This is a genomic window from Enterococcus sp. DIV0712 (genome assembly GCF_050554855.1).
Taxonomy (GTDB): Bacteria; Bacillota; Bacilli; order Lactobacillales; family Enterococcaceae; genus Enterococcus; species Enterococcus faecalis.
Genome location: NZ_CP187333.1, coordinates 1878365 through 1901641 on the forward strand (window position 1 = coordinate 1878365; position 23277 = coordinate 1901641).

Annotated in this window: 20 protein-coding genes; 1 reads left to right on the forward strand and 19 read right to left on the reverse strand. The window is 37.0% G+C overall.

Features of this window, described 5'->3' with window-relative positions; genetic code table 11:
• Positions 1-58: 58 nt before the first annotated feature.
• The 7 genes from IGL42_RS09050 to IGL42_RS09080 all read right to left on the reverse strand — a co-directional run bounded on the left by IGL42_RS09050 (position 59) and on the right by IGL42_RS09080 (position 7337).
• Positions 59-730: a hypothetical protein gene (locus IGL42_RS09050; RefSeq protein ID WP_010710603.1), complete on the reverse strand. Its 672-nt coding sequence runs from the start codon at positions 728-730 to the stop codon at positions 59-61.
• A gap of 12 nt (positions 731-742) precedes the next feature.
• Positions 743-1660, reverse strand: coding sequence for a carbohydrate ABC transporter permease (locus IGL42_RS09055; protein WP_174081496.1), 918 nt, complete (start codon positions 1658-1660; stop codon positions 743-745).
• On the reverse strand, positions 1633-2535 hold the full coding sequence (locus IGL42_RS09060; RefSeq protein WP_002356840.1) for a carbohydrate ABC transporter permease: 903 nt from the start codon (positions 2533-2535) through the stop codon (positions 1633-1635). The genes IGL42_RS09055 and IGL42_RS09060 overlap by 28 nt, the downstream gene beginning before the upstream one ends.
• Positions 2536-2685: 150 nt before the next feature.
• Positions 2686-3963, reverse strand: coding sequence for an ABC transporter substrate-binding protein (locus IGL42_RS09065; RefSeq protein WP_002356838.1), 1278 nt, complete (start codon positions 3961-3963; stop codon positions 2686-2688).
• Positions 3964-4012: 49 nt separating this feature from the next.
• Complete coding sequence (locus IGL42_RS09070) at positions 4013-5155, reverse strand: glycoside hydrolase family 88 protein (protein WP_002356837.1); 1143 nt, start codon at positions 5153-5155, stop codon at positions 4013-4015.
• A gap of 15 nt (positions 5156-5170) precedes the next feature.
• Positions 5171-6970: a DUF2264 domain-containing protein gene (locus IGL42_RS09075; RefSeq protein WP_002410808.1), complete on the reverse strand. Its 1800-nt coding sequence runs from the start codon at positions 6968-6970 to the stop codon at positions 5171-5173.
• Complete coding sequence (locus IGL42_RS09080) at positions 6951-7337, reverse strand: hypothetical protein (protein ID WP_002356835.1); 387 nt, start codon at positions 7335-7337, stop codon at positions 6951-6953. Before IGL42_RS09080 ends, IGL42_RS09075 begins: the two co-directional genes overlap by 20 nt.
• A 175-nt stretch (positions 7338-7512) precedes the next feature.
• On the opposite strand from IGL42_RS09080, the gene IGL42_RS09085 reads away from it, so the two are divergent.
• Positions 7513-8574, forward strand: a complete 1062-nt coding sequence (locus IGL42_RS09085; RefSeq protein ID WP_002356832.1) for a LacI family DNA-binding transcriptional regulator — start codon at positions 7513-7515, stop codon at positions 8572-8574.
• Between the two features lie 40 nt (positions 8575-8614).
• On the opposite strand, the gene IGL42_RS09090 is transcribed toward IGL42_RS09085, so the two are convergent.
• The 12 genes from IGL42_RS09090 to lepA form a co-directional block, all read right to left on the reverse strand.
• The gene (locus IGL42_RS09090; protein WP_010710604.1) at positions 8615-9448 is read right to left on the reverse strand and encodes a hypothetical protein; all 834 of its coding nucleotides are present in this window, start codon (positions 9446-9448) and stop codon (positions 8615-8617) included.
• Positions 9449-9650: 202 nt separating this feature from the next.
• Positions 9651-9974: a PTS sugar transporter subunit IIB gene (locus IGL42_RS09095; RefSeq protein ID WP_002374407.1), complete on the reverse strand. Its 324-nt coding sequence runs from the start codon at positions 9972-9974 to the stop codon at positions 9651-9653.
• Between the two features lie 9 nt (positions 9975-9983).
• Positions 9984-11579: a solute:sodium symporter family transporter gene (locus tag IGL42_RS09100; RefSeq protein ID WP_002356828.1), complete on the reverse strand. Its 1596-nt coding sequence runs from the start codon at positions 11577-11579 to the stop codon at positions 9984-9986.
• A 23-nt stretch (positions 11580-11602) separates the two neighbouring features.
• Positions 11603-12493, reverse strand: coding sequence for a myo-inosose-2 dehydratase (gene iolE, locus IGL42_RS09105; RefSeq protein ID WP_002366982.1), 891 nt, complete (start codon positions 12491-12493; stop codon positions 11603-11605).
• Positions 12494-12514: 21 nt separating this feature from the next.
• A complete protein-coding gene (gene iolG, locus IGL42_RS09110) occupies positions 12515-13534 on the reverse strand; it encodes an inositol 2-dehydrogenase (RefSeq protein ID WP_010710605.1) in 1020 nt (339 codons plus the stop codon).
• Between the two features lie 23 nt (positions 13535-13557).
• Positions 13558-14565, reverse strand: coding sequence for a Gfo/Idh/MocA family protein (locus tag IGL42_RS09115; RefSeq protein WP_010710606.1), 1008 nt, complete (start codon positions 14563-14565; stop codon positions 13558-13560).
• A 173-nt stretch (positions 14566-14738) separates the two neighbouring features.
• The gene (locus IGL42_RS09120; protein WP_002370405.1) at positions 14739-16196 is read right to left on the reverse strand and encodes a CoA-acylating methylmalonate-semialdehyde dehydrogenase; all 1458 of its coding nucleotides are present in this window, start codon (positions 16194-16196) and stop codon (positions 14739-14741) included.
• 39 nt (positions 16197-16235) lie between these two features.
• Positions 16236-17075, reverse strand: a complete 840-nt coding sequence (gene iolB, locus IGL42_RS09125) for a 5-deoxy-glucuronate isomerase (RefSeq protein ID WP_010710607.1) — start codon at positions 17073-17075, stop codon at positions 16236-16238.
• 38 nt (positions 17076-17113) lie between these two features.
• Positions 17114-19030 carry a 3D-(3,5/4)-trihydroxycyclohexane-1,2-dione acylhydrolase (decyclizing) gene (gene iolD / locus IGL42_RS09130; protein ID WP_010710608.1) on the reverse strand — a complete coding sequence of 639 codons (1917 nt, stop codon included), beginning with the start codon at positions 19028-19030 and terminating at the stop codon, positions 17114-17116.
• 10 nt (positions 19031-19040) lie between these two features.
• The gene (iolC, locus tag IGL42_RS09135; protein ID WP_002362153.1) at positions 19041-20075 is read right to left on the reverse strand and encodes a 5-dehydro-2-deoxygluconokinase; all 1035 of its coding nucleotides are present in this window, start codon (positions 20073-20075) and stop codon (positions 19041-19043) included.
• Positions 20076-20233: 158 nt separating this feature from the next.
• A complete protein-coding gene (locus IGL42_RS09140; protein ID WP_002385780.1) occupies positions 20234-21250 on the reverse strand; it encodes a LacI family DNA-binding transcriptional regulator in 1017 nt (338 codons plus the stop codon).
• Between the two features lie 188 nt (positions 21251-21438).
• Entirely contained in the window at positions 21439-23274 is a 1836-nt protein-coding gene (lepA, locus tag IGL42_RS09145) for a translation elongation factor 4 (RefSeq protein WP_002362155.1), read from the reverse strand.
• Between the last annotated feature and the right edge of the window lie 3 nt (positions 23275-23277).

The following is a 23277-nucleotide window of genomic DNA, read 5'->3' on the forward strand; positions in this document are numbered from 1 at the left end:
TAAGCAACCCCACCTTCATTCATTTTCCTGAAAATCGAGATTACTTATTATGTAAAAATTATTTATTCTTTTTTTGCTTTTCATGCAATTTCCCAGTATTTAAATAAATAATCCCTAGGAAAAGGACAGGGGTTACAACAAACCCAAACTGTGGCTTCAAAAACATCATTGCAAACATTGAGAATAGTAAAAAAACATTTAGACAGCTGACATACCATTTCCGGAGTCCATAGTAAACAGAAATCCGAAACACATCTTTAAAAGAAGCTTGCGGGTTTCGTACTTGAAAATACCAAGCATTCAGCATAATAGCTAACCCAAAAATTAGCAGAAGGACCATCAATGGAATAAACCATTTACCAATCGTTGTTTTGGCAAAAAAGAATATATCTGTCACACTGATGACGCTACTTCCTAAGCCTAGCAAGCTGATAAGAAAGCCTCTTAACCCAAACTGACGAAACTTTTGGAAAAAAGTTTTAAACGGATCCAGCTCCTTTTCTTCTTTAAAAGTATCGATTAAGCCTAAAAGTGCAATCATCCCTGCCCCCATCGGCAACAACGTTACTACAAAAAGTGGGAGGTTTCGTGGATCAATGTCTAAGCTAATCACCGCTATGAAAAAAGGAATGTTCACTAAGAGAAGCCCTAGATTACCGATAAATAAAATGTAAAGCCAGCGAAAAATTTTCATATAGATATTATTATCAAAGGTTTGCTTAGTAAACATTCAAACTTCCTCCTAATTCTTCATTCCAGATGTAGCAATACCTTCAACAAAGTATTTTTGCATTGCTAAAAAGACAATCCCTACTGGTAAAATAGAAACCACTGATGCGGCCATGATTAAGGCATATTCAGCATCAAATAAACCGACGAACATTTTCAAACCTAACTGAATCGTTTTATTCTCAGTAGAAGATAAATAAATGAAAGGTCCCATATAGTCATTCCATGTATTCACAAAAGTAATAATCGTGAGACTGGCTAAAGCTGGTTTGGTTAATGGTAAAATAATTTTCCAATAAATTCCCCACTCACTTACCCCATCAATCCGCGCACTTTCACATAGTGAATCTGGAATACTACTGTAATATTGTTTCAGTAAAAAGACTCCAAATGCATTAAATGCTTGTAATAAAACAAGTGACCATAACGTGTCAGTCAAACCTAATTGACGCATCATAATAAATTGTGGAATCATATACGATTGCCAAGGAATAGCAATTGTTGCGATGTACGTAATAAAAAGTGTATCTCTTCCTCTAAAATTCATTTTTGAAAAGCCATATGCTGCAAAGCTTGAAGTAAATAGTTGAATAATCGTAATCACAATACTTAAAAATAACGTATTTTTAAAGAAAGTTAACAACGGAATGCGTTCCCAAATAACGGAATAGTTTTCTGGATGCCAACTTTTAGGAATCCATTGAATTGGAATGGTGAAAACTTCATTGTTTGTTTTAAATGATGCTGAAACCATCCAAATAAAAGGCACCAAAGTAATTAACGCAAGTAAAGTTAAGAGAATGATTACAAGGATCCCACCAGGTGTGACTTTTTCTGCTTTTTTCGTTTTTGCTTTTCGAGTATTTTCTTTTTTTGAAAAAGTTGCTTCCATCTTTTCTCCTCCTAAACTTTCTCTTGATGTTGATTCCATTTAAATTGAGCCACAGTAATCGCTAGAACGATGATGAATAAGACCATCGCAATGGCTGATGCATAACCAAAATTAAATTTGACAAAGGCTTCATTGTAAATTTCGTAAACTAACACATTCGTTGCACGTCCTGGTCCACCACCAGTCATAACTTGAACTAAGTCAAACACTTTGAAACAGTTAATTACAAGCATGATAGTCACGAAAAAGGTCGTTGGTCGTAATGAAGGTAAGGTAACATTTAAAAATTGATTCCATTTACCCGCGCCATCCATTGACGCTGCTTCATATAATTCTCTTGGCACACTTTGTAAACCAGCTAAATACAAAATCATATAATACCCCATAAAGCGCCACACACTAACGATGATAATTGCTGGTAAAGCCCAAGTAGAACTAGATGTCCAGCCAGGAGGATTTTCAATAAATAATTTCAAAAATTGATTAATTGGTCCCATTGTTGGATGAAATAGCATATTCCAAACGACCGCAATCGCAACTAATGACGTTACATAAGGAAAGAAAAAAGCCGTTCTAAAAAATTTCATCCCTCTAATTTTACGATTCAACAAAATCGCTAGTCCTAATGAGCAAATCAATGTTAACGGAACAACACCAATCGTATAGATAAACGTTTGTTTTAACGAAATCCAAAACGTATCATCATGAATCATTTTGGTGAAATTTTTCATTCCGACAAATTCAGGGGTTGAAAAAGAATCCCAACTCATAAAAGCTAAAATCAGTGAACAGATAACCGGGATTAAAGTGAAGAGGAAAAAGCCAATAAAGTTTGGTGCGATAAAAGATAACGCAGTCCACGTATTTTTTCGTCTCAATTTATTTGCTGTTTTTGTTTTTGAAGTAATTTCCATAATTGTATTCTGTTAAGTGAACTTAACAGGCCCTCCTTCCAAAATCAAGCTACATTCTTTATTTAAAAAAATAAGCTGAAATTCATTGTAGGTTACTCATTTCAGCTTATTTTTTTCATCAATCTTTTGTGTTTTTGCAGAAAATAATAATTAGTCTATCTCTGCTTTGACACGTTTTTCCATGTTAGCAATACCATCTTTTGGTTTTTCGTCGCCGACCATAATTAAATCATGTTCTTCTTGTAATACTTTATCAATTGCGGCACCGTTTTTATCAGATGGGAATTCTAAATTAATTGTATCTGGGTTAAAGGCTTTTTGTGAGACTTCATCTGAAGGCATTCCTTTTCTTGCAAAGTAGATTTTATCAATTTCATCTGTTTTATAAGAAGGAACCACCCCTACTTCTGCTAAAAGTTTTGCACCTTCTTTACCTGAAGCAAAGTCTAAGAATTTTTGAGCAGCTTTTTGTTTTTTACTGTTTTTATTAATTGCAAAACTTGTCGGTGAGCCAAAGGTAGTTGCTTTGCCTTTTTCTTGTTGTGGTATTTCGGCAATCCCCCATTCGACATTTGTTTTGCCATCATCAATGTTTGTTAATAAAGTCCCCATGTACCAGCTACCCATGTACATCATCGCCGCTTTTGAATTTTCAAATTGTGATTGATACGTTACTTTTGTTGATTTTGCTGTTCCAAAATCCATTTGTGATTGATCTTTTTGCATTCTCAATGCGCGATCATAATAAGTTTCCATATAATTGTATTTTGGTTCAATCAAATTGGCATTGTTTTGAGCAGCAGCAATCGCTTGAACGGTTGAGCGCCAAGTATGTTGATAGGCACCATATACTTGTTCTTCTGGTTTAGATAATTTTTTCGCTAACGCTTCATATTCATCCCAAGTTAAGTTATCGGGATAGGCAATTCCGGCTTCATCAAACATTTTTTTATTGTAATACAATACCCAGAAATCTGTACGGTAAGGCTGAGCATAGGTTTTACCATCGATTTCATACATCTCGTAACTTGCTTTGGCAGGTGCGATATCTAAATCTTTAACGTGATCGGTTAAATCCACCAATTGATTGCGTAGCGCGTAATTAGAATATGAAAGTAAGTTTTTCATGGTTAAAATATCCGTCGTATCTCCTGATGAAAGCATCGTTGTTACTTTTGTGTCATAATCATCTGAAGCAATGTCCACCGGTTCAATAGTGATATCAGGATTTTCCGCTTCAAAAGCTCTGAATAATTTCTCAAATTCTGGGGTCGTGTCATAATTCCAAGTAGTTACTGTTAATTTTGTTTTGCCATCTTCACTCTTTTCAGTTGCTTTCTTTTCACTTGAACCACCACATGCTGTTAAAGTTACTGCCGCCACCGCTAACAACGCTGCCGCTGTTAAGCCTTTTTTCCAAAATTTCATTTGTACTACCTCCGCTATTTATTATTTTTTAGGAGTTTTCCTCCATGAATTACCAAAAAGAATACCAGCTTTTCGCTAAACGAGTTAACGCTTCCAAATAAAAGTAGTCGCCCCAAATCATGCATTCATCGACTCCTGTATTTGTTTTTTTATCATAGACACCATGAAGCAATAGGCCGTTCGACTCTGGTCGTAAAACCGTTGTATACTTTTCCGCTAATGCTTGTAATAGTTCTAGCGCAACCTTTTCATAATAGCCATGTTTTTCATCATTTAATGGAAGCTGACGAGATAATTCTAGTAAGCCACATGCAGCAATTGCAGCAGATGAGCTATCACGTTCTTCTTCACTCCCTTCATTGAAAATTAAATCCCAGTAACAGATTTTGTCCTCTGGTAATTCTTGAATAAAGTAATCAGCAACATTTTTTGCTGTTTCCAGAAAACTACTATCTCCTGTATATAAATAACTTAACGTAAAGCCGTAAATTCCCCAGGCTTGGCCGCGAGCCCAACAAGAATCGTCTGAATATCCTTGTTGCGTCTTACCGTATAAAGCTTCGCCTGTTTCCGTATCAAAATAATACGTATGGAACGTGGTGTGATTTTCTCGCACAATATATTTTTGTGTTTGTTTCGCATGATTGTAGGCAGCTTCATAATACTCTTGCTTGCCAGTCATTTTTGCTGCAAAGTATAATAATGGTAAGTTCATTAAACAATCAATAATCATTCTACCTCGTTGCTCTGGATCGTCTAAATTCCCCCAAGCTTGAATAATCTTGGCTTTTGGTGAATAACGTTTCATTAATAAGTCCGCAGCTTGCAAGGCCATTTCTTTTGAGGCCTCATGACCATTGACTTGATAATCGGCAATTGCTGTTAAAATATACAAAAAGCCTATATCATGTGTTTCCAGCTCAATTTGTTCATCCAAGCGATGTTGAAAAGAAGCCATCTGTGTGGTAATCACTTCATCGAACTCTGTTGAATTTGTTAATTCCTTTGCTAAAAATAACATTCCTGGCCAAAAGCTGGCCGTCCAGTCAATATTTTCTTCAGGATAATAAATTTGATTTAAACTTGCCGCGGGTGGAACTAATTCTTTAAATGTCTCTAAATTTCCTCGAACTTTGTTTAAAGCAAAACTGATTTGCTTCGGCAACCACTCAATCTGTCCATTTTCTGTCATTGTGTATTTCTCCCCCTAATTCCCCAAAATTACAACTTTTTCTTCAACTAAAAGCTGATTTTCTTTTAACCTAACTTTAACTGGCTCAATTTGTTCATTCGGTAGTACGCCTGTCACCAATGAAATTAAAAGATGTTTCCCTTTCGACAAGTTTGCTTTCAAATATGGCAACTCCGTTAACGGATAAAGTAAATTTGTATTCGGTTCTGTTCGAATAATCGCAGCTTCAGAAAAGCCGTTGATATTTTCTACTTTTGACACACCTTTTGCATTTTTTACCTCAGCCATTTGATCAGAAACACAAGTGACCTTTTCATCGAAGAGCGGGATTGAGAAGCCACCTTCATAAGCCACTAATGCACGTTGTGTCTCAATTTCGTGGATCCGTAAATGCTGGCCTTCTAATGGTACAATTGTCGTTTTAATTGCTACATCGGACCAAGGATGCCATTGATGAATGATACGATCATCAAGAATTTCGTACTGATCATCTAATCCTTTCGTGCGGAAATAATGGTCGTCTTCAGCTAAAGCCAAGCAATTATCATAAGCACCTTCGTAATACCAATAATCACTCTTTATAGTACTGAAACCAAAATGGGAAGAATAAACAAATTTACTATATTTATCATGCGCATGAGCTTGATAATTAATAAATTGTCCCGCTGGAAACATTAAACCATGTGTCCCTGCATCATTTACTTGATAGTAGTTCCGACTTTCTGGTGAAGGTAAGTGTTTTTCTGGAAAGCTAATAGGCTGTGTTTCTGCTTGCCAATAAGGATGATCTTTTGGAACCGCTAACAAAATGAATGTTTTAAAGGCCCAATAAGGTGAACCAGGACCATTATAGCCTTCGGCAAAGACCATATTTTGATAATCATAACCTACCGACAATAATCCATCTGTTGTAAAAATATCTTTGTTCATCCATTGATGAAGATGTCGGCTGATTAGACCTTTGATCTCACCCCACGGCAATACTTCAACATCTGCAAAAACTAAAGCACTAAAAAATGACACTTGAGCAAAACGATACGTTAAGCTACGTCCGAAGGGAATCGCTTCTCCTGGCTGAGTAAACCAATATTTAAACTCTTGCGCGAACAAAGTTGCTCGTTCCTTCATAATAGCCACTCTTGCGGTATCTTCCGGGGCAAAACGACAATACAATAAACTATAATAATGAATAGCGAAAGAAACATAATAATCAACTTGTGTCTCGACTCCGTCATAATACCAACCATTACCGACATAAAAACGATCAATTACAGCCAAATCAACAGCGATCTGTTCTTTTGAATACGGCATTTCACAATGTTTCATCGCTAAATTCAACAACACTCTAAAGAAATGCCAATTATTTGGCGGAATAATGTTTTCATTGGCTTGTATCAGCCAACTGTGTAAATTGTTTTGCTGTTCTTTTGTTAATTGGTCCCACGTTTTTTCTTTGTTTAACAAAAGAAATGTACTTAATGCTGCCATCTCAACAATCAATTGATCATAATCTTTTGTTTTTCCCCAATAAGATGAACTCTCAGGATCGGTTCCTTCGATAATTCCCGTTAGAAAGTCATTCAAATACTCACTTTCATTTTGCGTTACATAAGGACCTAGTCCCCATAATGGTCGTAAAAATGCCTCCGCATCACGTGTCCCTTTAGAATAAACCGTTCCGTGTGTCCCTAAATCCAGATGACCTTGATACTCTCGATCAAAAAACAATTCCAGTGGCGCTAATAAATCTTCAAATCCTTCTGCAACTTCTTCGTATGTTTCAAAAGGATTCTGTCTAATTCGTGGCTGAATCATGATTCTCCTCACTTTCAATTAATGTCCCTTTCAAAAAGCCGTAATATTCTCCGTAAACTGTCACTTCGTCACCAATTTTCAATTTTTTCTTTTGCTCATTAAAAACTTGATATTTACTAGAACCACTTTTCAAAATAAAACGATCACCTTTTTTTATTAAACTGGAACGACTGTCGCTCTCAACAATCTCCCCTTTCAAAGAAATATATTCATTTAAACGAACGTCACCATTTTGTAATTCTGTTTCTGAATAAGACTGTGCCGTTTCCTTTAGATTTTGAAGAGATTCTTCATCAAATTCTTTTTCACCGGATTTACAACCTGTTAAAGCAAGTAAAATTAGTAAAAAAAGTGAAAATCTTTTCACTAAACCACCTTCTCCATCAAATTAAAGCGCTTTCTTTGACTTTATAGTATATTTTTTTAGTCAAAAAATCAATAGTTTTTGCTAAAAAAAAGTAAAAAAAGCTTTTTCTTGCTTTTTTTTACTAAAAAGAAATATACTATATGCTATAATAGTACTTGAGAAGGAGGCATTTAGAATGGCAACTATCACAGATATCGCAAAAGTCGCGAATGTTTCAATTTCAACTGTATCGCGAGTTCTGAACTATGATCCAAACTTATCCGTTACAGAGGAAACCAAGCGAAAAATTTTTGAAGCAGCAGAAACCCTGAATTATACGAAATATAAAACTAAAAATAAAAACAAACAGCAGGAGCAACTGACACCTAACCTTTCCGTACAAACAGCTCCGCAAGAGCCTTCGATTGCCGTCGTTCAGTGGCGTTCAGATGACGAAGAACTAACGGATATTTACTATATGTCGATTCGTTTAGGCGCTGAAAAACGGGCCGAAGAGTTAGGTTACAATATTCTAAAAGTTTCTCAATTGGAACAACATAACCTTCAAGGGATTGATGGCATTTTGGCAATTGGCAAATTCACTCAAAAGACGTTACAAGAGTTGCAGCAACTGCATCCAAACCTTTGTGTAATTGGCAGTAATTTCCCACTGGAAGAATTTGATTCTGTAAATACTGATTTTTATCAAGCAACCGAGATTGCCTTAACCCATCTTTTGGAATTGGGCCACGAAAAAATTGCCTTTATTGGTGCCGAAGAAAGCGAAAACATGTATGGTTTCCGTCGTTATAAAACGCCGACAACCAATGCTTATCTTGACATTATGCAGCATTATCACTTGTTTAACGAAGATTATTTTATCTTAAAAGAAAATGGCATGTTGGATGTCAAAACGGGGGAACAATTGACAGAAGAAGCGTTAGAGAAATGGGGAAATGATTTACCTACTGCGATTCTTGCTTATAATGACGCCTTTGCAATCGGTGTGATACATACGTTAGCCGCACACGGTATAAAGGTTCCTGAAGAAATTAGTGTCATGGGGATCAATGATATCTCTATTTCTCAATATGTCTCACCGCCGCTATCCTCTGTCCATGCCTTTACTGAAGAAATGGGCGAGACAGGCATTAATTTATTGCACAAACGAATTCAAATGCCTAGCATTCCTCGTAGAGTCCTGTTAAACACAGAATTGGTTGTCCGCCAATCGACAACTAGCCCACGCCAGAAATAAAAAATAAGGACCGCTCCTATAAAGGAACCGTCCTTATTTTTTATTTGTTTTGACCAAATAATTCAATTTGTGTTAATGCTGGAAATGGTGATGGTTCATCTGCTTGAATTAACTCTGTTAGTATCACCCACTCCACTGCCCGTTTCGCAAAGGTAAAGCTCTGGCGTTGCTCAGTCTTAACAGTTTTAAAAACTTCATGTGTACCGTCGGAAAATTTTAAAGTCACTTGTTGCCAATAATTATCATGAGGAAAGTCCGCTCGTAATGTTAAGATCACTTTATCCAACAAGACTTCACGCCCAAATTCAATTTTTAATGCGGCATCTAATTGCTGATTAATCCCCCATGATTGATAAGGATACGGCCCATGATAAAGATTAGCGAAGGTACCGTCAATCGCATTACAAGCAAAAAAAGTAGCATCATTTCGCGTTTCCACGTTGGCAGATGCATGAGGATACGCACCAGTAAAATGTTGTAAATCATGTGGATTTAACGCCCAATTACGATAACTCTTAATTTCTTCTTTAGTGGCAACACGCACACTTATATAAGGTTTCTTGGTTTCAAAACGATACGCTGCTCGCGCTTCTATAGCGTTTTCATTTTTTGTGATTGGAAACGTCCATTTTTGTTCTGGAACATAAATCAAACTGCTGTCAAGCGTAGTATCTAACTTCACCATTAAATAAGTATTGGGCGTATCTAAACAAACTTGAATCACATCGCCGTCTTGTAATTGACAATCCCGAGCAGCTAAACAAACAAAATCTTTTCCTGTAATAGTTAACTCTTTCAAAGAATCTGAATCATCTATCTTAGCTTTTCTAACTTCTTGTTCTTGATTTAAAATCGATAATGAAATACACGTCATATGCTTCCCTCCTAGTTTTACCTTTATTATATATTATTTTAGTAAATTAATCTATTTTTTACTAAAATAATAACTTTAGCTTTATTTCTATAAAAGTATTTGATACTCACTATAAAACATAAGATTTTGATTCTGCTCTTTTTGAACATAATAAAAAAGCAAGACATCAACCAAAGCTGACTGATGTCCCACTCTCTAAATCTTACTTTTCGATACTTGCGAGTATCTTCTCTGTGTTCATATAACGAAAATCTTCTTGATCGATAAAAACAACCTGCCCCTGACAGCCTTCTAAATATTTTTCCACTTTTTCTTTGACACGAGCGACTTGTGGGGTCAACATTAACACATCATACTCTTTATAACCAAGTTTTTCCTCAATACGACAAACAGGTGCATAATCTAAATCATAAGATAACTCTTTTTCCCTAATTGCTTCAAGTAATTTTGAAACTAACAGCGATGCACTAATTCCTGTCTCACAAATAATCAATATGTTTTTGCTCATAAACCTCTCCTCATTCATGAAATATTTTTATCTAGCAAATCCGATTGGTGAAAATGCTGCATAGGTTAGGATAACCACGACAACTAATATACTTGCGACAAGTTTTGTATGTTTCCAAGGTTCAATATTTACTTTCGTATCAAAAGAATTTAAAACAAATTCGCCATCTGGTTTTATTTTAGAAACCACTATTAAAATAAGAATATCTAAGAAGAAGAGCAGGCTTAAGACATATAAAAAATGGATATCTTTCAAAAACACTTTTGACAGCGCATACAAAACAATGTGGATAGCAATTGTCATTTTTGCTCCAAAAGCAGTTGCTTTTTTGGAATAAAACGCAAAAAGTATAATCACTAACAATGGCATATTGTATAATCCATTAAACTCTTGAACAAATTGGTACAATCCAGCTGGTGCAAAAGAAATAAACGGTGCAACGATAATTGAAATAATCCCTACAATAACTGTAACTGTTTTTCCCGCACGAGCAATTTGTTTGTCATCTGCTTTCTTATTGATAATTGGTTTGTAAAAATCTAGCGAAAATAGAGTGGAGGTTGCATTTAAAGCCCCCGCAAAGGAAGATAAAATTGCTCCAAAAATAACTGCAGCAAAAATGCCGAAAAGCATTTTTGGTAAAACTTCAGTTACTAAATATGGATATGCATTATCAGGATTGGACATCAACGCATCCCCAAAAAGATTTCTTGCAACAATTCCTGGAAATACTAAGAATAATGCGCCAAACACTTTGAAAATCCCCACTAAAAAAGCCCCTTTTTGTGCTTCTGCTAAATTTTTTCCTGAAAGTGCTTTTTGAACAATCATCTGATTGGTACACCAGAAATACAAATTATTAAACAACATCCCTGTAAATAATGTTGGCCATGGTACAACAGCAGAATCAATTGCACCTACAGAGTTCAGTAACCATGGTGTGTTTTCAACAACCTGTTCAATCCCACCAATAAAACTGCCATCACCTAGTTTCATTAAACCTAGTATTGGAACCAACAAACCACAAACCAATAAACCAACGCCATAAATCGAATCGCTATTGGCACTTAAAGATAGGCCGCCAATCAGCAGATAAAGAATCCCAACAATACCAATCACCATCGCCACAAGAATGATTGCGACAATAGGTTCGACACCCAGCAGCTCATCAATATGAAAAATCTTATTGAATACTAGTGACCCAGAATAAAGAACTACTGGTAAAAAAGAAATCATATAGGTAACAATAAACAAGATTGAAATAATTCGTTTTGTAACTGTATCATAACGAATTTCAATGAAATCTGAAACCGTATTAATACCGTATTTAAAATATTTTGGTAAAAAAATGACTGCCAATGCGACAATTGCAATTGCAGCAGTTACTTCCCAAGCCATAACTTCCATTCCTGCATGATAGCTTTGACCGTTTTGTCCAACAATTTGCTCTGTGGATAGGTTGGTCATAATAATTGTCCCAGCAATCGGTAAGGCTGTTAAGCTTCGGCCACCCATGAAGAAACCTTCTGATCCAGAAGTATCTACACTTCTGGATCGAGAATAGGCAAAAATCCATACGCAGATGACAATTACTAGGAAACTGATTATTGAAAATAGATTCATTGTCTAGCTCCTTCTCGATTAGATTAAAGATCGGTGACCTTTCGGATATAGTTTCGTGCTTTGACGGCATATTCAAACGGATTGGCTTTGGCCGGATCTTGTTCCGCTTCAACCACAATCCAACCTTCATAACCACTCTCTTCGATTGCTGACCAAATTGGTTTGAAATCAATCATACCATCCCCAGGGACTGTAAAGACGCCTTTTTTCACGGCCTTTAAGAAGCTATCTTCTTCTGTTCTGACTTCCTCTGCCATTTGTTGGCGAATATCTTTGAAGTGAATGTGTTTAATCCGATCTTGATAGCGCTGATAGATTGCGATTGGATCTTCTCCTGAGAAGACAAGATGGCCAGTGTCAAACAATAATTTAACTTTTGTCGGATCCGTCATTTTCATTAATCGATCGATTTCTTCAGTCGTTTGGACTCCTGTCCCCATATGGTGATGGTAAACAATCTCCATACCTTTTTCATGTGCCAAGTCTCCTAGTTTTTCTAATCCTTCAGCTAGTTTTTGCCACTCTTCATCAGAAAAAATTGGTTTCTCATTAAAAACAGGAGCCGTCATAATTCCTTGTATGCTGTGTCCTTGTTCAGCCACAACAATAACCTTAGCATCCATTGCATGTAAGAAATCTCGATGTTTTTTGAAGTCTTCCGCGGTTTCTTCGAAAGGTTTTGTTGTTAAAAATGTACTAAACCAGGCACTCGCTACTTTTAGTCCACGAATATCTAAATATTGTTTTAAAACCTGTGGATCTTTTGGATACTTGTTGCCAATCTCCGTACCTTTGAATCCAGCTAGCGCCATCTCACTAACGCATTGTTCAAACGTATTTTCGCTTCCTAGCTCTGGCATATCATCATTTGTCCATGCAATCGGCGCAATAGCTAGTTGAATTTGTTTCGCCATTATGTCACTCTCCTACTTCATTTATAGTTGTAACAAACGATTCGTATCAAATGATTCTTGACAAGCTAATGCAATTTTTGTTGATTGTAGACCATCTTCTGCATTAACTGCCGGTTGACGTTTTTCTTGAATACAGGAAATAAATTCTTGTGCTTCTCGAATGAATGCTTCTCTAAATCTTTCTGGAAAGTTTTGAGAGCAAGGTCGCACAACCCCTTGATTATTCATAACAGTCACTAAATTTTTTTCAGGTACTTGCGCTACTCGTAACATCCCTTTGGTGCCCATGATTTCTGTTTCGACATGGTAACCATGTGTAGCATTTCTTCCAGCAACTAGTAAAGCCATTGTTTTATCTTTAAGACTCATCATAGCTGCTCCGGTTTCCAATTCACCGACTTGATCTAATTCTGGATATGCAACATTTTTACCAATTGCCCAAACTTGTTCTACCTCTTGACCAGTAAACCAACGAACCAAATCAATATCGTGAATCGCCATATCTAGAAATAAACCGCCACTATCATTGTTCATTGCAAACTTAACGAAGCTTTCCAGTCCATCACTCGGATCAATTCCATAACAACGGATTAACGTGACTTCCCCAATTTCCCCGTCTTCTACCATTTTTTTCGCATACTGATAAGATTCATCGTAACGGCGCATGAAACCTAACATAAATACTTGCTCGGGATATTTTTCAATAACCTCTTGTGTTTTTTTTATGTCCTCAATTTCAATCCCCAATGGTTTTTCAGTAAATACGTGTTTCCCATTTTCCATAGCTAAACGGACTTGTTCACAGTGGAATCCTGAAGGTGAAACAATAAAAACGGCATCAATTACAGCGCTTTGAACCATTTCTTCATAACTAGAAAACGTATACTTAACACCTAACTCCTTCTGTGCAAATGCTAATTCTGATTCAACTAAACTACAGGCGGCCGTAAGCTCACAGCCACTAACAGCAGAAGATAAATTTTTTGCGTGTACCTTGCCTAATCTACCTAGTCCTACGATTCCTACTCTAATATTTTCCACAAAACCCCTCCTTTTTTTTAGAATTATTTGGTATATAACGCTGGTTGTTCATCTATTTCAATCATTACTTTTTCCCCTGACTCACGAGATTCATGACAAGCCATCATTGTGATTGCTGCCACGTAGCCATCCCAAGCAGTTGGACCAACAAGTTTATCGTTTTTAATTGAATCAACCCATAACTTAAATTCGTAATCATACGCATCTAAAAAACGCGTTTGCCAGTCGGGCGAAATTGGTGTGTAATTTTTCTCCGCAGCTTTAATTTTGGTATAGGCTGGATCCGTCATTCCGACTTCTGCCGTTTCAAAAACTACGTCACACTTAATGTCGTAGCCAAAACGACAATTAACAAAAATTTCTAAATCAATTGTTACACCTGATTTCGTCTGGAAAATCAGTAATTGAGGATCATGTAAATCTGCATGTGTATGACTGGTTTTCTTTGGTAAAATCATTTGCACTGAGGCATAATCTTCGGCTAATAGCCAACGAAGAACATCAATTTCATGGATTGCAGTATTACTGATTGCCATTGGCGTCTTATAATTTTCATCAGCGGTTGGATTTCTATGCGCACAATGGAGCATCAGAGCTTCACCATACTGTTTTGATTCAATTGCTTCTTTCAACTCAATGTAGCCACGATCGTATCGACGCATGAAGCCCACCTGTACCAATTTTTTACCATAAGCGACTTCTGCATCTACAATTCGGCGACATCCTGCGGCATCCATTGCTAATGGTTTTTCGCAGAATACGTATTTTCCATGCTTGATTGCTTCCAAGACATATTTTTCGTGTGTTGGGTCCCAGGAAGTAACAACAACAACTTCCACTTCTTCAGAAGCAATTAATTCTTCGCCTGTTTTGAAAAATTGAGCCCCAATCTCCTCAGCAATTTTACTTGCCGCTTCAACATTAATATCTGATACTGCTGTTACAAAAGCGCCTTGTGTCTTGTGATTAATTCTGTTAATATGTTCGATTCCAATCGCCCCTGTACCAATTACGCCTACTTTTACTTTCAATTATTTGTCCTCCGATTTCTTTATTTTATGCGCATTATGTATACGCTTACAATTTCATTTAGTCAATCATTATTTTCAGAAAGTCATATCTTATATTTGTACTAATAAAAGATACTTTTACCGCTTTAATCATAGAATCCTCGAAGCTCCTTTGACAGAGCTTCGAAGTAAAACTAGTTTATTTCGCTAGGAGCGTATCGAGCAGTTACAACTTTTCGATGTGTATAAAATTCTACACTGTCTTTTCCATTGGCGTGTAAGTCACCATAGAAAGAGTGTTTCCAGCCGGAAAAAGCAAACCAAGCCATTGGTGCTGGTACACCTAAATTGATGCCTAACATTCCTGCATCAACATTCTCTCTAAAGTAACGGATAGCTGAAGCATTACTCGTATAGAGGCATGAACCGTTAGCAAATTCTGATTGATTGGTCAGTGTAACTGCTGCTTCTAGATTTTTCACTCGAACAATTGAGGCAACGGGTGCAAAAATTTCATCTTGCCAAATCTTCATGTCCATCGTGACACGATCAAAGATCGTAGGTCCCACGAAGTAGCCTTTTTCAGGAATATTTTCACGGCCATCTAACAATAAGTCCGCTCCTTCATCAATACCTTTTTGAATGTAATCAAATGTTCGTTGCTGCGCCTCTTTTCGAATCACGGGGCCTAAAAAGACTCCTTCTTCCAGACCATTTCCAATTTTTATCGTCTGTGCTGCAGCCTTAAATTTTTCAACGAATTGATCTGCAATAGTTTCTTCTACAACGATCACCGAAGCAGCCATACAGCGTTCACCGGCTGATCCAAAAGAGCCACCGATAATGTCTTTTACTGCACGATCAAGGTTGGCATCTTTTAAAACGATGACATGATTTTTTGCGCCAGTTAATGCCTGGACTCGTTTCAGATTTTTTGTTCCTTCTTTATAGACATATTCACCAACATTTTTTGAACCTACAAAGCTAATTCCTTTTACTAATGGATCACGCAATAAAGTATTAACAACATCGTGTGCCCCATAGACAACATTAAAGACGCCACTTGGAAATCCTGCTTCTTCTATTAATTCAACAATTTTTTCCATCAATAATGGCGTTTTTTCGGAAGGCTTCAGCACCACCGTATTCCCTGCTGCTAACGCCATTGGGAAAATCCAAAACGGTACCATCATCGGAAAATTGAAAGGAGTAATTCCCCCAACAACACCGATGGGATAACGGTAATTGGTAATTTCAATATCTGTAGCCGCTGTGGATAGAGAATCACCCATTATTAAATTCGTAATGCCCGCTGCATGCTCGACATTTTCAATCCCTCGCTGAACCTCACCTAATGATTCTGACAAAGATTTTCCATTTTCAAGCGTAATTAATCGTGCTAGCTCTTCTTTATTCGTCATCAATAAATGATGCAATTTGAAAAGATAGCGGCCACGAACTGGAACACTTACTTTTTTCCATGTTTGAAAAGCCTCATCCGCTACTCTGATTGCTTCTGCAGTTTCTGCTTCACTAGATAATGGAACATTTACTAATGCTTCTTCTGTTGCCGGATTGACCACTTCTTCAAATTCAGTGGCTGCACTTGTTACCCAGCGGCCACCTATATAATTCTTTAAAAATCGAGTCATTTATTTTCCTCCTAAAAAAGTCTACTTATTTTTTTGTTTCTAATGGTTAGTCAATTCGTTCCGATTTAAAATCCACTCGTGTTTTTTCTCGTTATGAAACTTCCAAATTCGTTCAGGTCCTGCCATCACATTTAAATAATAAGAGGTGTAGCCATCTGGCACGCCGACAGGATGATATCCCTTAGGTACTTCCACAACATTTTGATGCTCTACAGTCATCGTTTCATCTATAGAACCATCCTCTGTATATACTCGTTGGAAAACAAAGCCTTGCTCTGGATTCAGCTCATGATAATACGTCTCTTCTAAATAAGATTCGTCAGGTAAATTTTCTTGATCATGTTTGTGTGGTGGATAGCTAGAAAAGTTACCACCTTCAGTGTAGACTTCAACCACCAACAAACTACTGGCAGTATCGACATTGTCTGGTAAAATGTTATGCACTAGTCGTTTATTCTGATATATCCCTCGTTTTTCAACCGTATTTTCCTCAGCGGTAATCACGTGCACTGGTAACGTTTTTTTAGCTGGCGAATAACAAAGGGCCAAACGAACAGTATCAGAAGTTGCTATTAGTTCAAACGACGTTTTTGCTGGAATATAGATACTATCTGTCGGAATTTTTTCAAAAACAGAGGTTCGTTTACCTAAATTCTCGTACCATTTATCGCCCACCTTAACATTGATTTTGCCAGTTAATACGACGATACAAACTTCCAGTTCATTACCAGCTCCTTGATACATTGCTCCATTATCTAATTCAAGAACTTGAAACTCAATATACTGTAAATCAGTGTTGTTTTTTCGAATATTTTGAACTTGTCGAACACCGGGAGCTAGTTCTTTTATCAACGGTTGATGTTTCAATGTTTTTTTCAATTCATTCGCTCCTAACTTTTTGGTTGTATAACGAATACCTAATATTTTCTAGCAGTTGCAAGTTTTTCTTTTTTAACTTGGTATGCTTCTTGAATCGCTGGTTTTTCTGATACTTCAGCAACACCGACATTCCACCAACTACCATCGTAACCAGCAGTCATCGTTTTAGGAAGAACATTTATTTCAATCAATGTCGATTGCGTTTGGTTTTTCGCGTCGACAATCGCCTGTTTTAGTTCTTCAATCGAATGGACTTGATACGCTTTGGCACCATATCCTTCAGCGATTTTAGCATAATTGATATTCATAATTTCGCCTTTTGTATTTCTAAATTCCGTCCCTTGACTTACGCCGCCATTCTCCATTTGCAGATTATTAATGCATCCGAACCCAGAATTATTGAACAGAACAATATTGATTTTTTTGTCATATTGTAATGCAGAGACCAGTTCGCTATGCAACATCAAAAAACTACCGTCACCGACTAATGCGTAAACCTCTTGATTAGGATTAGCAAGCCGTACCCCCATTGCACCAGCAATTTCATAGCCCATACAAGAATAGCCATACTCTAAATGATAAGTATTTTCCTTTACAGGATTCCACAATCGTTGCATATCTCCTGGTAATGACCCTGCCGAACCAATCACAATCGCATCATCTTCGACAAAATCATTCAAATGAACGAAAACCTCTGTTTGTGTCAGAGTTGTATTCAAAGAATCAGCATAATCATTTAAAATATCCTGTGTAAAGTGGTTTTTGATTTCCGGATCAAAACCTTTCCGTTTAAAATGAGTTGTTTTTAATCGTTCCCGCTCTTTCACCCATTCGTTCTTCAGTTCAGTGATTTTTTCACCATAAGCCGTTCGATATCCTTCTATCATTGGCAGAATTCCTTCTAAGGTTGCTCGAGCATCTCCCACAATTTGAAACGCTTCCATTTTGTAAGTCTGTGGTCGACTTACGTTAATATTTATCATTTTTGATTTTTCAAAATTAAAAATACTTTTTGATGCAGTGGTAAAATCCGTATAACGCGTGCCAATTCCAATAATCAAATCCGCTTGCTGAACAGCTTTATTAGCAGCTGAGGTACCTAAAATTCCCAAGCCTCCAAGATTATTTTCAAATTTCCATGAAACAGTTGATTTACCAGCATGTGTTTCAACCAAAGGTATCTGATGAACTTGAGAAATTTTCTGAAGGCTCTCACCTGCTTCTGAATACTTGCAACCGCCCCCTACAATAATTACTGGGTGTTTACTATCCTTTATCAAGTGACTAGCTGTTTCAAGCTCACGAATTGTCGGCATCCGTCGATCGATATAATGAACTCTTTTTCTAAAAAACTCTACTGGATAATCATAGGCTTCTGACTCAACATCTTGTGGCAAACAAATGGTGGCAGGTCCTGTAGTTGCAGGATTGGTCATAACTTCAAATGCTCGTAGCAATGCTGACATCAGTTGTTCTGGCCGATTAATACGATCCCAATAGCGAGAAACCGCTTGGAAAGCATCGTTGGTAGAAAAAGTTACACTTGATTCATGTTCCAACTGCTGTAATACGGGATCTGGTTGCCGAGTAGCAAACGTATCTGCTGGCAGAAACAATACAGGTATATTATTAGCGAAGGCGGTTCCAGCAGCAGTCAATAAATTAGCTGAACCTGGACCAGCAGACGCTGAAACTGCGAATATTTTCTTACGTAAACTTTGTCTAGCAAAAGCGATAGCAGCATGAGCCATCCCTTGTTCGTTTTTTCCACTGTAACTTTTTAAATGTCCCGGAGCTTGTTCCAACGCTTGACCAATCCCTAAAACATTCCCATGACCATATACATGAAAGATTCCTTCCACATAAGGTGTTTCTTTTCCATCAATGCTGATATATTGTTGATTCAAAAATTTTAATAATGCTTGTGCTGTCGTTAAACGAATCGTCTTTTCCATTTTATCCACCTTAAATCCTAGCGATCATTTCGCCGTATATTTCCTTCTCCAGTTTAATGAACTCTTTTACTTCTTGCGTCGTTGGTAAAGAATCTGAGCAATTGTTACTTTTGACCATCATCGAAGCTTCCGCTGAGCCAAACTCTAAGCAATCGATAATTTCCCAACCTTCAAATAAACCGTATAAAAATCCAGCTGCATAGCCATCACCGCCACCAAATCCCTTACGTGCCTCCACTGGAAATGGTTTAATTGAAAACTGTTGTTGATCTGCTGTATAAGCTGTTGAGCCTTTCATCCCGTGTTTAATAACGACTATTTGAGCGCCACAATTATGCCAAAAAACAGCGCTTTCATTATCTGTCATATTTGGTTGAATCAATCTTTCAGTTAAATCAAATTCTTCTCTCGAGCCCATAATAATATCTGATTCTTTCGCAACTATTGAATAATAAATAGCGATTTCATCCACATTTTTCCAATTGTATTCTCGATAGTCTATATCAAAAATAATTTTGACGTTGTTTTTTTTCGCTAACATCACAGCTTTTAACACGGCTTCTCTTGAAGGGCTTTCCGCCAAAGCAGTCCCTGAAATTAATAAGGCTTTTGAACGTTTCAAATAATCTTCATCGATATCTTCGACACTTAGTTGTAAATCCGCAGCTTGGTTCCGATACATTAAAATACTACTTTCTTTAGGCGATAACATTTCTGTAAAAGTCAGACCCAACTTTTCGCCATGCTGCGCTTTACTTATCTGAGAAGTATCAATGCCTTGCTCATTAAAATAATCAATAACATATTCTCCGAACTGGTCATCGGATACTTTCCCAATGAAGCCAGCTTTCATCCCATGTTTGGTGATACCCACGGAAATATTTGCAGGAGACCCTCCCACAAACTTTTCAAACATATGAACATTTTTTAAAGGCTTAAATTCTTCTTTAACTTGCTCATTATAGGCAGGGTTAAAATCGATAGCCACTCTACCTAAAAGAACTAGATCAAATTCTTTTGATTGATCAAAGCTAATATAACTCATAGATCCACCTCTTCTTCGTTCTTCTATTATTTACAAACGAATTATAGCACGCTTTCAAAATGCGTGCAACATTAAATTAGCACATATTTTTTGCGTGCATTTTAAAAGAACGCAAAAAAAGAAGCATGAATTGCTTTACAGCAAGATTCACACTTCTTTTAAAGATTATATTTTGTTTTAATAATGATATCTGTAAATAACATCTCTTCTGTCATAATTTTATTGTTCTGTAGTTGATTCGCTAATAATAGCAAAGAACGATAGCCCTGCGTAAAACCATCTTGATCAATTAGAAAATCAACTTGATTTTTTTTCAGCATCTCGATATTTTTCTCAGTTAAATCATAGATAATCACATACGGTCTGTCTTTACCTGCCCTTTTTTTCAACACACGAGCAATTCCTGCTTGACCTCCTGAAAACACAACGACGCCTTTTAAATTAGTATAGTTCTCTAATGTGTCACTTAAAATCTTTTCGACTTCATCGCTCGAATCAAAACTGCTTTGAACACCTGTTAATTTCAATTGTGGAAATGACTGTTTCAATTCTTCAACAAAACCAGCAACTCGTAAACTATTCACACTATTTCCAAAATATCCAGTAATAGCTAGGACATCTCCCTCTCCTTTTGTCAACATTCCTAATAATCCAGCAGCTGTCTTCCCGCTTTTAAAGTTATCCATTCCGACAAAGCATTGACGTTTACTACCAACAATGTCCGAATTGAATGTGATGACCTTAATGCCTTGTTCCGTAAGCTGATTGATTTTTTCCCTAATCGCCACACTATCAACTGGCATGATGGCAATTCCTTTTACACCAAGTTCTAACAAGCGTTCAAGTGCCTGTAACTGCGCCGCTTCATCGACCCCGTCTATTTCCTCTAAAAAGCAATCAATATTTCTTTTTTTTAGATCACCTATAACTGCTTGTAAACCTGATCGAATTGGAATCATAAAAGAAGATTTTGCCAATTGTGTCACAACACCTAATTTGATTGGTTCTTCTTTGGCCATCTTTTTTTTCTTCGGAACATAGTTCATTTCTTTCGCTATTGTTTTAATTTTTTCAGCAACCTCAGGATTGATTCGGCCGCGATTATTCAATGCTCGATCCACAGTTCCCCTAGATACTCCTGCTTTTTCAGCAATTTCTTTTATTGTTCCAGCCATTTGTTCTCTCCTTATTTACTTGATTTGCAAAATTATTTTGATTATTTATAAGCTTTCGTATGTATATACTATCACAATATAAAAAAGCACGCAATTTTGCGTGTTTTATTTTAAACTATAGTTTACTTTAATTTATATTTTCAAAAAAAAAAGCACCTCAGCTCAGACTGAGGTACTTTTTTGATAAGTTATTTTTTCTGATCATCTTCATCCATTTTCAGAACCGCCATAAAGGCTTCTTGAGGAACTTCCACGGATCCAATTTGTTTCATCCGTTTCTTCCCTTCTTTTTGTTTCTCTAACAATTTACGTTTACGAGAAACATCGCCACCATAGCATTTAGCCAGTACGTTTTTGCGTAAGGCTTTAATATCTGAACGAGCCACAATTTTTTGACCAATCGCCGCTTGAACTGGGACTTCAAACTGTTGACGTGGAATTAGTTTTTTCAGTTTCTCAACAATCGCTTTACCACGCTCAAATGCGAAATCTCGGTGAACAATAAAGCTTAACGCATCCACTTTTTCAGCATTTAATAGAATATCCATTTTCACTAGGCGGCTGGTACGATAGCCAGCCATTTCGTAATCTAAGGATGCATAGCCTTTTGTACTTGATTTCAATTTATCGAAAAAGTCAAACACGATTTCAGATAACGGAATTTCATAAACTACGTTTACACGATAATCGTCTAAGTAATCCATTGTAATGAATTCGCCACGTTTACGTTGTGATAATTCCATTACTGCTCCTACATAATCGTTTGGCACCATGATTTGCGCTTTAACATAAGGTTCTTCCACAGATTCAATCGTTACTGGTTCTGGAAATTCAGCTGGGTTGTCAACAACAACGGTTGTTCCGTCAGTTTTATTAACGTGATAGATTACGGACGGTGCTGTTGTAATTAACTCTAAATTAAATTCTCGTTCCAAACGTTCCTGAACAACATCCATGTGCAGCAAACCTAAGAAACCACAACGGAAACCAAACCCTAAAGCTTGCGATGTTTCTGGTTCAAATTGTAACGCCGCATCATTTAATTGTAATTTTTCTAATGCTTCCCGTAAATCATTGTAGCGCGACGTATCAATTGGATATAAGCCACAATAAACCATTGGATTCATTTTGCGATAGCCTGGTAGTGCTTCTGCTGCTGGATTGTCGGCCAAAGTCACTGTATCCCCGACCCGTGTATCTTGAACCGTTTTAATGCTAGCGGTGATATAGCCCACATCACCAACCATTAAATAATCACGAGCAATTGGTTTCGGTGAAAAAACGCCGACTTCTGTTACATCAAACGTTTTACCGTTACTCATCATTTGGATTTTATCCCCAGGACGAACGACACCGTCAATTACACGGATGTTTAAAACAACCCCCCGATAACTATCGTAAATAGAGTCAAAAATCAAAGCCTTTAAAGGAGCCTCAATATCGCCTGATGGAGCTGGTACATACTCCACCACTTGTTCTAAAATATCTTCAATCCCAATCCCTGCTTTTGCACTTGCTAAAACAGCTTCCGATGCATCAATTCCAATTACGTCTTCAATCTCTGTCCGAACACGCTCTGGATCAGCGGCGGGTAAATCAATTTTATTAATAACAGGTAAAATTTCTAAGTCATTATCCAATGCCAAATAGACATTTGCTAGCGTTTGCGCTTCAATTCCTTGCGCCGCATCAACAACTAGAACAGCCCCTTCACAAGCTGCCAAGCTACGAGAAACTTCGTAGGTAAAATCGACGTGCCCTGGTGTGTCAATCAAATGGAAAGTATAGGTTTCACCATCTTTGGCTGTATAGTTTAATTCAATTGCGTTTAATTTGATGGTAATGCCGCGTTCTCTCTCTAAATCCATTGAATCAAGTAATTGATCTTGCATTTCTCGACTGCTAACTGTATTTGTTTTTTCCAAAATCCGGTCGGCTAAAGTTGACTTCCCATGGTCAATGTGGGCAATGATCGAGAAATTACGAATTTTCTCTTGTCTTGCTTTCATTTCTTTATTGTTCATTTT